Here is a 15,371-nt window from a genome sequence, read left to right on the forward strand (position 1 = left end):
ATACTTAGGTTCTTTAAAAACCTGGTATCGAAAAACTGCAAATTTTTCGAGCCTATTGCCAAAAAAGATGCATCAATCCGGGTTTAACTATAATCCTTCGACCTTCAAATTGATTCGACCGGACGCATATACGACCGCCAGCATCGATTCCTGTGTCAAGTAAACCTGATCCGGCGATACTTGTTCGAGCTTCCCGTTGATAATAACTCCCTTTGTGATTTGATTGTTCGTTAATCGGGCCTGAAGCGACTTTCTGGCTTCATCAATTTGGCTGCCGACCGGAATCGTCAGTTGTTTTTCCAACGTGCGTGCAAAGCTACCCTGTAATAACCAACTCGCCGTTTTATACAGGATATTTTTTGTGTCCAGGTCATAATGCAGGTCCCGCAACGAGATCGTCCGGGTCTGCTGGTCATAAAAAGGTTGTCCCCGCAGATAAATAGCGCCGTTGATGCTGCCTTCCAGCGTGGCTTTGATGATTAAATTGTTGTTTTGTCCGTACAACTCGATGCCCCGGATCGTAATCTTGTAACGTCCGTCTCGAAATTCGTAGGACTGCCCCACAAATTCGTCCGAAACCACCTTCGCTGCTTCGGCGTAAGTCGCTTCGCTGAGCAAACCGATGCGAAACTGATCGGGGATGTCTTTTGTAACGATTAATTCCGGAATAGTAACTGCCGGTCGCACATCAGGTTTGGCTCCGGTCTGGGTCAAGGTATACCCTTCGATGCCAATTGTCGACCGAATGGCTCCCTTTTCAAACCGAAAAGGCGTGATTAGAATGCGTTTGGGAACTACCAGCAACCAGGTGCGGTATTTTTCGGAAACCAGGTAAGGCTGGCGGATGGTATTCCAGGCCGTCAGCACCGGGGTTCGAAGATCGATTTGCTTATGGATCTGTTCATCGAGGGCTTTGGTGATCTTGCCCAAGTTCTTATCGATGAGCCGTCCTACGATGTTGGTTACCGGAACGTCGAAACCCGCAATTTTTAAGGCCGGTTTTTTCACCCAGTCGTAGCCCTGAGCGGTGGTCTGGGTGCTGGCGGTCCAATCCTTGCTGATGGAAAACCGGGTGGCAAATTTAAGGTTCAGCTCAAATTCCGTCTCCTGGTATTTTGTAAAGCCCAGCACGGACATCCCGGCTTTGGCCCAGATTTTCAGCGGAACCTGAAAGAAAAAGAGACTATCCTGCGCCGTCACCTGGATGGGAGCCCGCTTCCAGACTTTGGTCATAAACTGATCGTCGTCGTTGTCGGTCAGGCTATTGTCTTCATACACCAGGCCGTTTACCTGACTGTTGATCTGCCGCTCGACGTCGGTCAGCGCAATGGATACAGGAATATTTACAGTCGATAAAAACTTGTCGTTCTGTACCTCCATTTTGGTTACCGAATAGGCGGCTTTCGGCGCCTTCGGATTTGTCGTAGCGGTGTGTTTGCAAGCCTGTACTGCCAGAAAAACCAGCAGTAGACTCAGGAATCGGGTCAATGTAGTAAAAATAATTTTATTTAATCTTAACCTTGGTCGCACCGTAGCCAAATTTTTCCTTCTGAGCATCTTCAAAATAGGCAACGCCGGGGTATTTGCCAAGTCGCCGATGGAGTTCGTTTCGCAAAACGCCGTTGCCAACCCCGTGAATAAACGTAATGTCGTCCATGCCGCTGGCAATCGCTTTTTCCAAATTTTTCTCGAACTCCTGAAGCTGAACCTCCAGTAACTCGGCATTGGTTCGGCTTCCAAATCCGTTGGGCAGCAGTTTATCAATGTGCAAGTCGATGATCGACGACGGCCTTACCAACTTAGCCGGTTCCTGGGCCGACAGTTCCTTTTTCCCGGTATTTCCCATCAAACTTTCGCGCAGAGCCGTGGCATCCAGCGGTTTGGCCGCTTCCTTCGTAACCGGTTTTTCTTCCTCGATATCCTCCACATCAAGCTGAAAAACATGACCCGTCTGGTTCAACACCGGAATCGGGCCACTATTGGCCTGAAACGACTGCGTGCGGCACTTGAGTCGCCGGATCAATGGTTCGCGTAACGAAACGGCACCACGCCGGTGCCAGAGCGCCTGAACCAAAAAAGTCGGCCAGTTCTCGAAGGTGGCCAGCGCATACGGCTGGCCCAGTTTAAAAAAGGAGCGCGCTTTCAGTACTTCCGCATAGAGACCCGAATAGCGGTTTTCGCGTTCTTCACCAATGGAAAAGGGCAAATCCCAGTCGGTATTGTTCACCAGATAGGCAACAACTATTTTCAGGTTACCGGGGCCATTTTGTGGAACAAAAGCCAGGTAAATGCCTGCACTGCTGATAATTTCGGGTTTCGCCGGTTTCTGGGCTTCGATACCGGGAGCGGACTGAAACCGCATTGATTCCAGGGCCGACACCACCACGATCTCCGACCGCAAAACCGGAATCCGAAAACCGTCTTCAATTTCAATTTCTACCTGATTGCCGGGCAGGAAGCGCGTAACGACCCCCTGTTCCTTCGCCCGCAACATGCGCACTTTATCACCAATATTCATAGCTAATGTACTCTACTAAAAGTATAACGCATGAAACTGAAAACCGTTCCGACCATTGTATTCCAGCGTCGGTGCGGGCATTTTCAGCGTATTCAACAAAAAGAACAACGTTTTCAAGCCTTTTTTTCGGGTGGGTATCCGGGTAAAATCAAGGTCCAGCGACAGGTAATACTGCCGGTAGGGCCTGTACCCTAGCTCGATGCTTTTTGACGTTTCCGCTGCGACCATATCCTGAATCCCATACCCCACGGCAATATTCAGCCATTTGGGCAATTTTGAGTCCCGCCGGGCAAAGGTCGACGGATTAATCGATAACCAATACGTTTGCCCGTTATAATCTTTCAGCCACCGCTCATTCCAGCGACTGCCCAGCAAGTTTGGCCGCACTTTCGCCAACGCGGTGTTGTGAAACGAAAATTTCGGCTGAATCCGCAGTTCACCCCAGGTCAGGTATTGTCCCGTATACAACGCGGGGCCTGCCATATTGGCAATCATGTCCCCCACCGAAAAACCGTATTCGGGCGAAAAACCGTCCAGGATTTCGATGGGTGTCTGGAAGACCAGACCAGTAATCCCGGCATAAATAGCCGCTTTCCGATCCGACAAACCCGCCCAGCGATACGCCTGTGCCGAAACGCGGGCAATCTGGTAGGCCGTCACCATGTGGCCCACCTTGTCGATTTGCAGCCACTCCCGGTTGTCGTTAAAAAATTGAAAATTGGTCAGCGGGTTGTCATACCAGGCCCGACTCAGGCCGTAAATGGTACTCCCGTAGACGACGGTTTCGGCAATGAGCAAATTCCGGAGACGGCAACGGTAGCAGGGTTCAGTCGACCTCAGGCTGGTCGTGTCCTGCGCAAAAGACGGGGAAATGGAAAAATGAAAGAGCGAAAAGAACACAATGCCCATCCAGACGTGTCGCCTTCTTTTCCCCATTCCGTTGCTTCCTCCAGCTTCATGCTTTCTAATACGCTCCATGATATTTGCGCAATCCCCACTCGGCACTGATCAGAATGACGATCAGGAAAAACAACCAACGTAAATTGATGAGTTCGTTCAGTTCTTCATTGCTGCTCAGCCGTCCGGGTGGTTTGTTCTTCACCAGATCATCCGCCAGCGATGCCAGCGTCGACGCATTGTAGAAACGGCCACCGGTTTGCTGTGCCAGCTGCCGGAGCATCATATGGTCGGCGGTGGTGTTGATGGCTTCAAACTGCTGCTCCCGCACGATGAATTCGCCACTGGCGGTTTCCGTCCGGCCGTTGAGTGAGGCTGTGGCGCGGAAACGATACACGCCCTCCGGCAAATTGCTCACCTCAAACCGGGAATTGCTGCCGGTCGGTGTATAGTTAAAACTCCGCGGAACCGCCCGCTCGTTGGTGATTTCCAGCCGAACCGGCCGATCGAACAGCTTTTCGTAAATGTCGTTGTACATCTCGGTCTCGAACGTCACTTTCTCGCCCGCCAGAAATTCGTTCCGAATCGGATACACCCGCAGTTTCCGGCGGTCTTCCTTGATCGAAACCAATTGCATCACCTTCTGGATCAGCTCGTCCACCACGGCCTGGTTGTCGGTCAGGGCAAACTCTTCGAGACGCCATTCCCAAAATCCCTCCCCCGCCAGAACGGCGGCTTTGCGTGGCGTTGTGATGTTAATGGCCAACAACGGTTTGCTCGTCCGAACGCTTCCAACCTGCTGCCACAGCACCACTTCACTACCCGGCGACAGTTTGTAGTCGCCGAACGGAACCAGCATGGGCGGCAGTCGATCCAGCAGGGTCAGTTTCTGCGCATCCAGGTTCAGTTGCCGGAAATCGGGATTAAACCGCCCAGTTACCTTGTCGGTCTGGCCACCACCCGCCACCACCTGAACCACCGGATTCAGGCCGTTAAACGATTGCAGGCCCGACTGAGTCCCCAGGATGAACAGCAGGGGCGTATTTTTTTGCATGACGCGCTGCACCACGGAAGCACCGGCATTCTGGTTATCCGGCAGTTGATGAAGAATCACCAGATCGTAGACTTTATCGGGAATCTCGGCGGTTCCGCCGTTCAGAATGCGGATGTCGAGCTCGTAGTTCTGGTTTTTCTCAATAATGCTGCGTAGGGCTTTCACGTCCGGGTGCGGACTCAGGGCCAGCAGCAGGATTTTCTCCTTGCCGTCGATGATGTCGATATACACATCCCGGCGGTTGTTGCGGGGCGTAAATTCGCCGTCCTGGGGCAGCACTTCGACGACGTAATGCTGCATGCCCTTCTGGTTCGAAAACGCCTGAAAAGTCAGTTGCTGAAAGGTTTCGGCCTGGCTGAAATTGACGGTTTGCCGACTCAGTTCCTTGCCGTTCTGCCGCAACACCACGGTTCCGCTACGGCCCTGAAAACCGTAGCTGACCACATCGGCCTGAATCGGAAACTGGTTGCCGAGGTAGGCGATTTTGTTGGCAACGGCGTCTTTCAGTTGTACATCGCGCTTCGGAATGGTGTCGCCCACGCCCACGGTGTGCAGGGCAAAATTATACCGCCCAAACGTTGGCGAAAGCCCCTGGTTGGCAATACCGTCCGAAATCAGCACCACGTCGGTCAGGTTCCGGCCTTCGTAGGCATTCCGAATGCCACCCAGCAGGTTCGACAAGTCGGTGGTTCGCTGGGTGAACGGAATCGTTTTCAGGTCACCGGTTACCAGGCTGTCGCCCAGTGTTTGCACCGAAACGTCGATGTCGTCGCTCGTCAGCCGCTCGCGCAGTTGGTTGGCGGCTTCGAGGGCGCGGTCGAGTTGGGGTCTTCCGCCCACCATCATCGACTCCGAATTATCAATCGCCAGAACCACTTTCGGTTTTTCGGTGATGGTCTGCGTACTGCGAATCAGCGGATTGAGCAGCAGAAAACACACGGTGCTGACCACCAGAAACCGGAACGCGGCCAGGGAGAGATTCATCCGCTGGCTCCATCCGGAATTCCGCTGATACAACGCAAACGCATAGGCTGCTCCCACCGCCAGACACAGCAGCAACCACCAGGGAGACGATTGGAAATAAAGTTCGGAGCGCATCTTTTTGAGTTATGAGTTAAGAGTTATGAATTAAGAGCTAAAAAGCGTGCGTTAGCCAACTCATCACTCTTCACTCATCACTCTTAACTAAATATTAAGTAAGCATTCCCCCGTCCACCTGCAGCACCTGGCCGGTGATGTAGCGGGAAAGGTCGGAAGCCAGGAAAACGGCGCAGTCGGCAACTTCTTCCGGTTGTCCACCGCGCCGGAGCGGGATCGACTGCTTCCATTCTTCTACGGCTTTTTCGTTGATTTCGCCGGTCATTTCGGTTTCGATAAAACCGGGTGCAATGGCATTCGAACGAATGTTGCGGGAACCCAGTTCCAGCGCGACCGATTTGGTAAACCCGATTATACCGGCTTTGGAAGCGGCATAATTGGCCTGACCAGCGTTACCCCGAATCCCGACCACGGAGGTCAGGTTGATGATGGAGCCTTTTTTGGCTTTCATCATCGGTTTGATCACGGCTTTGGTCAGGTTAAAGACTGACTTAAGATTAACGTTGATAACGACATCCCATTGTTCTTCGCTCATCCGCATCAGCAGGCCGTCGCGGGTAATGCCGGCATTGTTGACAACGGCATCAATGGTGCCAAAGTCGGTAATGATCTGGTTCGCCAGTTCTTCGGCGGCTTTGTAATCCGAAGCATCGGAACGATAGCCCTTTACCCTGACCCCAAAAGCCGCCAGTTCGGCTTCCAGCGCCTGCCCTTTTTCAACGCTGGAGAGGTACGTAAACGCGATATCGGCGCCCTCCTGGGCAAAACGAATGGCAATGGCCCGACCGATGCCCCTGGAGGCTCCGGTTATCAATGCAACTTTTCCTTGAAGTAAACTCATGGAGTAAAATGTAAGTAACGAGGCTTTGTAAGATTGGCCGCAAAAATAGTAGTATATATTCGATCATCCGACTACTTTTGCCCGAAACGTTGCAAAGAGTCGCATCAGCGATTTATTTTCCACTGCAAACGGGAAAGAAAATCCAATTTCTGTTGCGAAACGGATCCCTGTCCCTTCACCGAACATTCTCTCATCATTATGGCAAGGTTTATATGTATCTGTTTGATCGTTTGTTGGAGTCAATGGAGTGTTGCCCAGAAAGTTCACGCCCACAACGATTACGAAAAACCGGAGCCGTTAACGGCCGCAATCCGCAGTCAGGCCGGTTCCATTGAAGCCGACGTTTTTCTGGTTGACGGTAAGTTAATGGTTGCCCATGATAAATCCCAAATTCAGCCGGGCCGAACGCTGGATTCGCTCTATTTAAAGCCCATTGCCACCCTGTTCGGGCAAAACAAAAGCCGCCAGTCGGCCAATGGCTCGGTGAGCAAAGACCGCAAATATACGTTTCAGTTACTGGTCGATCTGAAGGATAACGGCGTGGAAGCCATTGAACAGTTGCAGAAAGCCGTGGCGCCCTACCGCACCTGCTTCGACCGGGCCATGAATCCGATGGCCATTCAACTGGTGGTCAGCGGCAGCCGTCCGCCCATTGCCAACTGGATCGACTACCCCGCCTACATCCTGTTCGACGGACGGCCCAGTGAATTATACGACGATGAAACGATCAAACACGTCGCCCTTTTCAGCGACACCTTTCAAACCTATTCCCGCTGGAACGGCGAGGGCGAAATGCCAGACAAGGACCGGGAAACGCTGAAACGGTTTATCAAACGGGCGCACGCTCAGGACAAACCCATCCGGTTCTGGGCCGCTCCCGACAATGCCAATTCCTGGAAACAACTGGCCAAGATTGGGGTCGATTACATCAATACCGATAAAGTGGAGGAGTGTGCCCAGGCGTTGAAGTAAACGCCTGGTTGTGTTTTCTAATCAAAAACGTAGTTGATGGTGAATCCGGGTTGTAATGAGGCCGAAAAATTGCCCGACCATACTTTAACCTTTGCATTTTCAGGGTAAAAAGTGCGATTGAATGAAATCTGGCCTAACAAAGCCTCCACGATAAAGCGGTCACCCAACATATATGCCAAACCTGCACGAGCTCCAATCCCGGCATCCTGTTGGGTAACCCCTTTATCTCCGTCCGAATTGCTCCTTATGGCCTTGTATGTTAGATTCCCATCGATGAAAGGTCGAAGTCGATTTTCTGTTATATATTTTTTCAGATACGGATTAAAGCCATACTGATAGATTGCCCCGTTTTTATTCCAGGAAACACCCAAGGGCAGTGAAAATCCAAGCAAAATGTTCTTTTTGACAAACCAGCCTGCTGATGGGCTGATTATGAAGGTATTCGACCGCTCTTCCAGCGCATTCTGCGTATTTGGTCTACTACCCTGTGTGTCAAATTCGAAACTTCCACCGACGATTCTCTTTCCCTTATTGGTTTGCGGAGCATCACTTTTTTCAAATCCAGAACGCTTATTTACCGAGGTCAAAACAACTAATCCGAGACTAAATCCATTGACTACCAAAGAAAATGAACCAGAACTTGCAGTCGCTTCAAGACCAATTCGGTCAGTTAGGTAATAATTTGCCCCAACCTGAGTAAAGGGCTTTACAGCAAAGAAATTTTTGTCTGGATCTGTAGAAGCAGTTGCTTCTTTGAAGGAAATAGTAGTATTGCTATAGTCGATTGACAGTCCTCCACCCAAAAAAACACGCCATTTTTCCTTTCCCCAATATCGACGAATATACCCACCCATTCCGGCCAAAAATCCATTCTGAGCAAAATAATCAGGCGAAGCTGGTACCGTTGAGTTGGCAACACCTCTTGCCCATGACAGTCTTAAATCACCGCCAACCTGCCAATTCTCCTTAAAAAATAAGCCCCGGCTAATCGAAACATTGCTATTTAGAATATATGTTTTTCCCTTGAGACTATTTTGGTTGGACTTAATTGAAAGATTATTAAAACCAAGACTTCCCGACCAGAACCCCTGGCCCTTTTCCGTTTGTCCTACTGCGAGTGTGGAAATCAAACACAAACTAGCTATCAGTACATAATTTTTCATGTTGCGGTGGTTTATCCGGAAAAGATAAAGGGATTCACTGACATATGTATAAAATTGCCTCGTTAAAAATAGTTAAGATCACTTTGACTGCTTTTACCTGATTTCTACCCGGTATTCTCCCGAATTTGCCAGTTGTCAGCCAATAGCCACCCGTTATTCATTGGTTTTAAATTCTACGGCAACGGAGCACTATTTTTGTTCCTTGACGCACACTCCAGCCAGAGTTAATATGCAACCACCCCGTCGTTCAACGTTTAAAAGCCCAGCCGAAGCCACTTTTTTTCTGGAAGACTGGAACCAGCAGGTGGAAGCCCTGAATGGGTTTAGGTACAAGCGGTTTACGGTTTCCACGTCGTTCGGCAACACCCGGATTTGGGGGGCCAATACGCATTGGCAGGACGCACCGACGATGGTGTTTTTTCCGGGTGCCCGGACCTGCGGCCTGTTCTGGGATCTGGACAATGCGTTGCAGCCTTTCCGCGAAACGTACCGGTATTTTCTGGTTGATGTCAATGGACAGCCCAGCCTGAGCGATGGGCAAAGTCCCGGCGTAAAAACCAACGAGTATGGGATATGGGCGACCGAACTACTCGACGGGCTGGGTTTGAAGACAACGACCCTTGCGGGAGCTTCACTCGGTGGACTGATCTGTCTGAAGCTCTGCCTGGAATCTCCGGAACGGATCAACAAGGCCATTCTGATCAATCCGGCGGGTATTCAGTCCTTTTCAACCTCAATCCGAAATCTCTACTACAACCTGCTGCCGATGGTGTTTCCGACACCGGGCAATTTGAACAAGTTCCTGGATAAGGCCATTTTCTGTCCTCCAAACCACACGGTTCCGCCCGCTTATCGACAACTTGTCAGCGATTACCTCCTGTATGCACTGGTGAACCACCGGTTTCGGGGCGACTATCCGGCTCCCCTCAGGAAAGAAGAGTTGCATCGGATTACCACAGACATTTACCTGATTCTGGGCGAAAACGACCCGCTCTTCCCGCCCGACGAAACCATTCGGCTGGCCGAAGAGCACATTCTGACGCTACAGAATAGCGAGGTTTTACGCCACACCGGCCACGGTATCGAAACGTCCAAAGAAGCGATTGATCTGTTGTATCAACTCGTTAGTAAAACCGTTTGCAAACCCTTTTAAACCGCCGGTTTCTAAAAAACGTACTGAACCGTAAAAGCCGGTGAGGTGGTCACCTGCAACCCCTGCAGCCACAGCCCGTTTTTCAACTCATTGTTTTGCGTCTGCTTGCTGACATTAAGGTTTAGCAGGTTGGCTTCGGCAATGAAATTCTGCCCGATCAGGTAGGCTAACCCGGCATTGAGTGTTCCCCCGGCGGTGTGGTTAATTTGTTCTTTCGGAAAAGGGTCCTGCTTAAAAGAATAGGCGGAATACGTGAACGTAGCTCCGACATACGGACGGAGCCGGGTGTTGGACAGGTAGGCCCGAACGTACGGTGCAAAGCCCAGGCTGGTTTCGCTGGTGGAGTTGGCTCCCTGGTTCTTGCTCCAGGTGATGGGAACCGAAAGACCTACTAAAAAATTATTGGCGACAAAAAAACCAAATGCCGGAGCAGCAATCAAGCTTTGGGATTCAAAAGTCCGAAGGTTTACGTCTTCTTTCGATCCCGAAAACACCACACTCGCCCCAACCGTAAACCGCCCGGCGCGGGCCTGGGAGCCAACCGTCGGAGGTGTTGCCGCCTGAATGTCCCGTTCCGACCGCGTCCGGCCGGTCATATAGATCAACCCTGCCGTTAACCCGCTAAACGTGAAAGGGAAAATGGTGCTGTTGGTCGAAACTTCCATCCCCCAGCGACCATCCAGAAAATAGACGCCCCCGATCTGAGTGAAGGGCGAAACCTGGTAGGTATTCGTACGGTTTTCGCTCCGGATGCTTGTTGTGGCATCATACACTTCCTGGCGGTACTGATCAAGACTGCCGCCGATACCGCCCCCGGCATAAATTCGCCAGTTGTTGGTGCCCCAGTATTTTCGAACAAAAGCCGACAAACCGCCCCTCGTATACTGCTGGTTGAGCGGAATGGTATTGGCATTCACCTGTTTGTAATGAGAACCGCTGACAGCCAGCCCCAGCATCCAGTTGTTTTGCAGAAAAACACCGTGGTTGATGGAAAAATTGAGTTGAGGACTACGCCGGGTATATCCATTAGGGTATTCTCCCGCGAGTTGTGTGGTATTGATTTGCAGATTACCGCTCCAGAGAGCCCGGCCCGGCTCCGTTTGGGCAAACGAGAGTTGGATGAAAAGAAGGCAAGAAGACAGCGTAGCCGTGAGTTTCATAAGAAGTTGAGTTACGGGAAGAATAGAGCAATAATAATACCGGTTCAACATTCCCAAACCAATCCGCTGCAATTCCCATCAACTTCAAAAAAAATAGGCTGAACTTGTGTTCAGCCTATTCGAAATTGTATCTTAATTGTTCTTAATTCGACTTATTCGGTTACCTGCTCGTGCTTCTTCACGGTGATGGTCAGGTTTTCACCGTTCTCTTCGTAGTCGGCCATGATCACATCGCCTTCCTTCAGATCGCCTTTCAGAATTTCTTCCGCGACGGGATCTTCCAGGAATTTCTGGATTGCCCGGCTTAACGGACGCGCACCGTATTGGGGATCGTAACCTTTCTCCGACAGGAAGTCTTTCGCTTTTTCCGTCAGTTCGACTTTGTAGCCCAGGCTCGTTACCCGACCAAGCAGTTTGCCCAGCATCAGGTCGATGATCTTGTGAATGTCTTCGCGTTGCAGCGAGTTGAACACAATCACATCGTCCAGACGGTTCAGGAATTCCGGCGAGAACGCTTTTCGCAGGGCATTCTGAATCGTGCTCTTCATGATCTCGTCCTGGTTTTCGGACTTGCCACGGGTGGCAAAACCGATTCCGGAACCAAAATCTTTCAGGTCACGAACCCCGATGTTCGACGTCATGATGATGATGGTGTTCCGGAAATCGACCCGGCGACCCAACCCATCCGTCAAAATACCATCGTCGAGCACCTGCAACAGAATGTTAAACACATCCGGGTGCGCTTTTTCGATTTCATCCAGCAGAACTACAGAGTACGGTTTGCGACGAATTTTTTCCGTCAACTGACCGCCTTCTTCGTAACCCACATAGCCCGGAGGAGCGCCAACCAGCCGGCTTACGCTGAATTTCTCCATGTATTCCGACATATCGATCCGCACCAGCGCATCGTCTTTGTCGAAGAGGTACGAAGCCAGTACTTTCGCCAGTTCCGTTTTACCAACCCCGGTTGGGCCGAGGAAGATGAACGAACCGATGGGTTTCTTCGGATCTTTCAACCCGACGCGCGTCCGCTGAATGGCTTTCACCAGTTTCTGCACCGCCTTATCCTGACCAATCACGCGACCGGTCAATTGTTCAGCCATGTTCAGCAACTTGGCGCCTTCGTTGGTGGCTACGCGACTGGTTGGAATACCGGTCATCATGGCGACCACCTCGGCTACGTTTTCTTCCGAAACCGTATACCGTTTTTTCTTGGTTTCTTCTTCCCAGGCCAGTTTAGCGCGGTCCAGTTGATCGATCAGGCGTTTTTCCTTATCGCGAAGCTGGGCAGCTTCTTCGTATTTCTGGCTTTTCACCACCTGGTTTTTCTCCTTCTTGATGTTCTCGATGCTGTCTTCCAGCCGCAGAATATCTTCGGGGACCGAGATGTTGGAGATGTGTACGCGGGCACCCACTTCGTCCAGAACGTCGATGGCTTTGTCGGGCAGAAACCGGTCAGAGATGTACCGCTCTGACAGTTTTACGGCCGCTTCCACCGCTTCCTGGGTGTAGTTGACGTGGTGGTGATCTTCGTACTTATCCTTGATGTTGTTCAGGATCTCGATGGTTTCTTCAACCGACGTGGCGTCGACCATCACGACCTGGAAACGACGGGCCAAAGCACCATCTTTCTCGATGTACTGGCGATATTCGTCCAGTGTGGTGGCACCAATACATTGAATGTCGCCCCGCGCCAAAGCCGGTTTGAACATGTTGGAGGCATCGAGCGAACCCGAAGCACCACCAGCACCAACAATGGTATGCAGCTCATCGATGAAGAGAATGACTTCCGGCGATTTTTCCAGTTCGTTCATCACCGCTTTCATGCGTTCTTCAAACTGCCCGCGGTATTTGGTACCGGCGACTAACGAAGCCAGATCCAGGGTTACCACGCGTTTGCCAAACAGCACCCGCGATACTTTTTTCTGAACGATCCGCAGCGCCAGGCCTTCCGCGATAGCGGTTTTACCAACGCCGGGCTCACCAATCAAAATCGGGTTGTTCTTTTTCCGGCGGCTCAGAATCTGGGCGACGCGTTCAATTTCTTTTTCACGGCCAATAATCGGGTCAAGTTTGCCCAATTCGGCGAGTTTGGTTAGGTCACGTCCGAAGTTGTCCAAAACCGGCGTTCTCGACTTTTCAGACCCTTTCGGATCTTTTCCCGACCCGGAGCTGCTGCTACCGAACATGCCGCGGTCGTTGTCGTCGTCGTCCGTTTCGGGGCCCATGTGCGGACGTGTACCGGAGGATTGATATTCCAGCATTTCCTTTATTACCTCGTAGTTGACATTAAATTTGTTCAAAATCTGGGTGGCCACATTGTCCTCATCACGAAGAATCGACAGGAGCAGATGCTCGGTGCCAATCAGCGGACTCTTGAAGATTTTTGCTTCCAGGTACGTGATCTTGAGTACTTTTTCAGACTGACGGGTGAGTGGTATATTGGCCAGATTTTTGACATTGTTGGTTGCGGTTCCTTTGGTTGCCTGCTCGATCGTCACGCGCAGTTCATCCAGAGAAATGCCCAATTTTTTCAATAACCCAACGGCTACCCCTTCGCCTTCCCGAATCATACCCAGCAGCAGATGCTCTGTACCTATGTAGTCATGACCCAGACGCAGGGCTTCCTCTCTGCTGAGCGAGATAACTTCTTTAACTCGGTTCGAAAATTTAGCTTCCATTCGCTTAGGGTTGTATCGTACTTAGTTGCGTCTTTTCGTAGTAACGAAAAATTTTTCGGTATTGTTCACGGGTTGAGAGACTGCTTTAAGACGTCGGTGGCGGCGGTTCCCTGGCAGAAAATCAAATCCAGAATGCTAAGGTCAGGTACAAATACATTGCCAAAGTTCTGCTGATACGAAACCGGGCGGTAAAAACTGCCATTTTGTTCATCGTTCCGATCAGCAATTTGGCCATGGGCGTCCAGAATTTCGCTACCTACCTGTTTTTCAAAGGCTTTTGTCATCGACAGCTTCTTTTGCCAGCGCAGCCATTTCAGACACAATGTCAGCAGTTCGAGATTCAGGTCAAACAGAAAGACCCATTTTCTGCGAAATACTGCTTCAAGTTCATCAGCATAATACTCAAAAAAAGGAGCTTTGCTGTAAGCCGTTACCAAACATCGCCAGTGACGATCGGTCCAGGCCTGACGGTCATCGATCCGCACGTCACGAATCGATTGCTTATGCGTACCATTGCGTACCGGAACCGTCAGTCGGTCGATGCCATTTGCCGTCAGGACATAACACCGATTTCTGTAACTTTGCTTTCCATAATGTTCGGCTGCTTCCAGCCAAACGGTATCGAAGGGTAAGAGGGCGGTAAAATAAGTCAGGCTGGGCAGATAGTGTAATTCAATCCGAATTCCCTGACTTACTTGACCAACGTGGTACTTTTCCAATATACTCGACGCGTTGATAGCACCAAATAAATGAATTTCGTATTGAACAAGCAAACGGTTTCGCAAAATTTTAATTTGGAGGTAAGGTTTTGCGAATCGGATTATCCATTTTCGAATGTCACTCTCTTTTTTTCGTTTCCTTTCCCGAGTCCCGATTGCCGCCCTGTATGTGGTTTCCGACGTTTTGTACTATTTGCTGGCGTACGTTATCCGCTATCGTAAAACAGTGATCGACACGAATCTAAAACGCTCATTTCCCGAAAAATCGGATACAGAACGCCGACAGATCGCTAAAAAATTTTACCGCAACTTTGCGGATGTGTTGGTGGAGACGTTCAAATTGCCGGGCCTGTCAGCCAACGAGCTACAAAAAAGGGTGCTGTTCACCAACAAGGAGCTGGTGCAGGACAAACTGGCACAGGGACAGGCGGTTTTGATTATGGCTTCGCACCAATGCAATTGGGAATGGGCGCCATCCGCATCCGTTGTGAATGGCATGCCCGCCGACGCCGTTTACAAAAAGCTGGCCAATCCGGCTTCAGAGCGGTTGGTTCATTTTATTCGTTCAAGCTTCGGAGCCAAACCGGTGCCCATGAAAGCCCTGCTCCGCCAGATGGTGAGTCGGCGGAAAGAACCAAGGCTGATTGCCCTCGTCGCCGATCAGATTCCCGACCAGCCCGAATACGGCTACTGGACGTCCTTCATGAATCAGGAAACGCCGTTTTATCCCGGCACGGAGCGACTGGCCCGGAGTTTTGGCTTGCCGGTTTTCTACATTGAAATGCAACGCGTCCGGCGGGGTTACTACACCATGACGTTCTATCCCATCGCAGAACCGCCGTATCTGGCCTTACCGGAAGGAGAAATCCTGAACCAATACCGCGACCTCCTGGAAAAAACCCTCCGAAAAGCCCCCTCCGACTGGCTCTGGTCACACAAACGCTGGAAACACCAACGCGACAAGTACATGAAGACGCAAGTGAAATGGTAACTATAGAAGCCTGAAAGGCTTACATCCACTACCACCGGGCATCGCCCGGGGCATCCCCAACCCAACGATCATCATGGAGGGCAGGGAAAGCCCCGGGCGATGCCCGGGGGTAGTGGATGCAAGC

Annotated in this window: 12 protein-coding genes; 3 read left to right on the forward strand and 9 right to left on the reverse strand. The window is 50.9% G+C overall.

Annotated elements, in window-relative coordinates; all coding sequences use genetic code 11:
* Positions 1 to 87 precede the first annotated feature (87 nt).
* The 5 genes from FH871_RS05630 to fabG form a co-directional block, all read right to left on the reverse strand.
* Complete coding sequence (locus FH871_RS05630) at positions 88 to 1,488, reverse strand: DUF4403 family protein (RefSeq protein ID WP_306439228.1); 1,401 nt, start codon at positions 1,486 to 1,488, stop codon at positions 88 to 90.
* Between the two features lie 16 nt (positions 1,489 to 1,504).
* Positions 1,505 to 2,518: a Smr/MutS family protein gene (locus tag FH871_RS05635; RefSeq protein ID WP_138990374.1), complete on the reverse strand. Its 1,014-nt coding sequence runs from the start codon at positions 2,516 to 2,518 to the stop codon at positions 1,505 to 1,507.
* Positions 2,519 to 2,533: 15 nt separating this feature from the next.
* Positions 2,534 to 3,496, reverse strand: a complete 963-nt coding sequence (locus FH871_RS05640; protein WP_138990375.1) for a DUF2279 domain-containing protein — start codon at positions 3,494 to 3,496, stop codon at positions 2,534 to 2,536.
* On the reverse strand, positions 3,483 to 5,567 hold the full coding sequence (locus FH871_RS05645; RefSeq protein WP_138990376.1) for a vWA domain-containing protein: 2,085 nt from the start codon (positions 5,565 to 5,567) through the stop codon (positions 3,483 to 3,485). Before FH871_RS05645 ends, FH871_RS05640 begins: the two co-directional genes overlap by 14 nt.
* Positions 5,568 to 5,661: 94 nt before the next feature.
* Positions 5,662 to 6,408, reverse strand: coding sequence for a 3-oxoacyl-[acyl-carrier-protein] reductase (gene fabG / locus FH871_RS05650; RefSeq protein ID WP_138990377.1), 747 nt, complete (start codon positions 6,406 to 6,408; stop codon positions 5,662 to 5,664).
* Positions 6,409 to 6,606: 198 nt separating this feature from the next.
* Here fabG and FH871_RS05655 point away from each other — a divergent pair, with 198 nt between their 5' ends.
* Entirely contained in the window at positions 6,607 to 7,380 is a 774-nt protein-coding gene (locus FH871_RS05655; protein ID WP_138990378.1) for a phosphatidylinositol-specific phospholipase C/glycerophosphodiester phosphodiesterase family protein, read from the forward strand.
* 17 nt (positions 7,381 to 7,397) lie between these two features.
* Here the strand turns inward: FH871_RS05655 and FH871_RS05660 are convergent, their stop codons facing one another.
* A complete protein-coding gene (locus FH871_RS05660) occupies positions 7,398 to 8,543 on the reverse strand; it encodes a hypothetical protein (protein ID WP_138990379.1) in 1,146 nt (381 codons plus the stop codon).
* 229 nt (positions 8,544 to 8,772) lie between these two features.
* On the opposite strand from FH871_RS05660, the gene FH871_RS05665 reads away from it, so the two are divergent.
* Complete coding sequence (locus tag FH871_RS05665) at positions 8,773 to 9,696, forward strand: alpha/beta fold hydrolase (protein ID WP_138990380.1); 924 nt, start codon at positions 8,773 to 8,775, stop codon at positions 9,694 to 9,696.
* Positions 9,697 to 9,707: 11 nt separating this feature from the next.
* Here the strand turns inward: FH871_RS05665 and FH871_RS05670 are convergent, their stop codons facing one another.
* From FH871_RS05670 to FH871_RS05680, 3 genes are all read right to left on the reverse strand, one after another.
* Positions 9,708 to 10,856, reverse strand: coding sequence for a hypothetical protein (locus tag FH871_RS05670; protein ID WP_138990381.1), 1,149 nt, complete (start codon positions 10,854 to 10,856; stop codon positions 9,708 to 9,710).
* Between the two features lie 152 nt (positions 10,857 to 11,008).
* Positions 11,009 to 13,537 carry an ATP-dependent Clp protease ATP-binding subunit gene (locus FH871_RS05675; RefSeq protein ID WP_138990382.1) on the reverse strand — a complete coding sequence of 843 codons (2,529 nt, stop codon included), beginning with the start codon at positions 13,535 to 13,537 and terminating at the stop codon, positions 11,009 to 11,011.
* A gap of 65 nt (positions 13,538 to 13,602) precedes the next feature.
* Positions 13,603 to 14,322, reverse strand: a complete 720-nt coding sequence (locus tag FH871_RS05680) for a WbqC family protein (protein ID WP_229317081.1) — start codon at positions 14,320 to 14,322, stop codon at positions 13,603 to 13,605.
* 49 nt (positions 14,323 to 14,371) lie between these two features.
* Here FH871_RS05680 and FH871_RS05685 point away from each other — a divergent pair, with 49 nt between their 5' ends.
* Complete coding sequence (locus FH871_RS05685) at positions 14,372 to 15,247, forward strand: lysophospholipid acyltransferase family protein (protein ID WP_138990383.1); 876 nt, start codon at positions 14,372 to 14,374, stop codon at positions 15,245 to 15,247.
* The last annotated feature ends 124 nt before the right edge of the window (positions 15,248 to 15,371 follow it).

The sequence above is a fragment of the Larkinella sp. C7 genome (assembly GCF_006149005.1).
Classification (GTDB): Bacteria; Bacteroidota; Bacteroidia; order Cytophagales; family Spirosomataceae; genus Larkinella.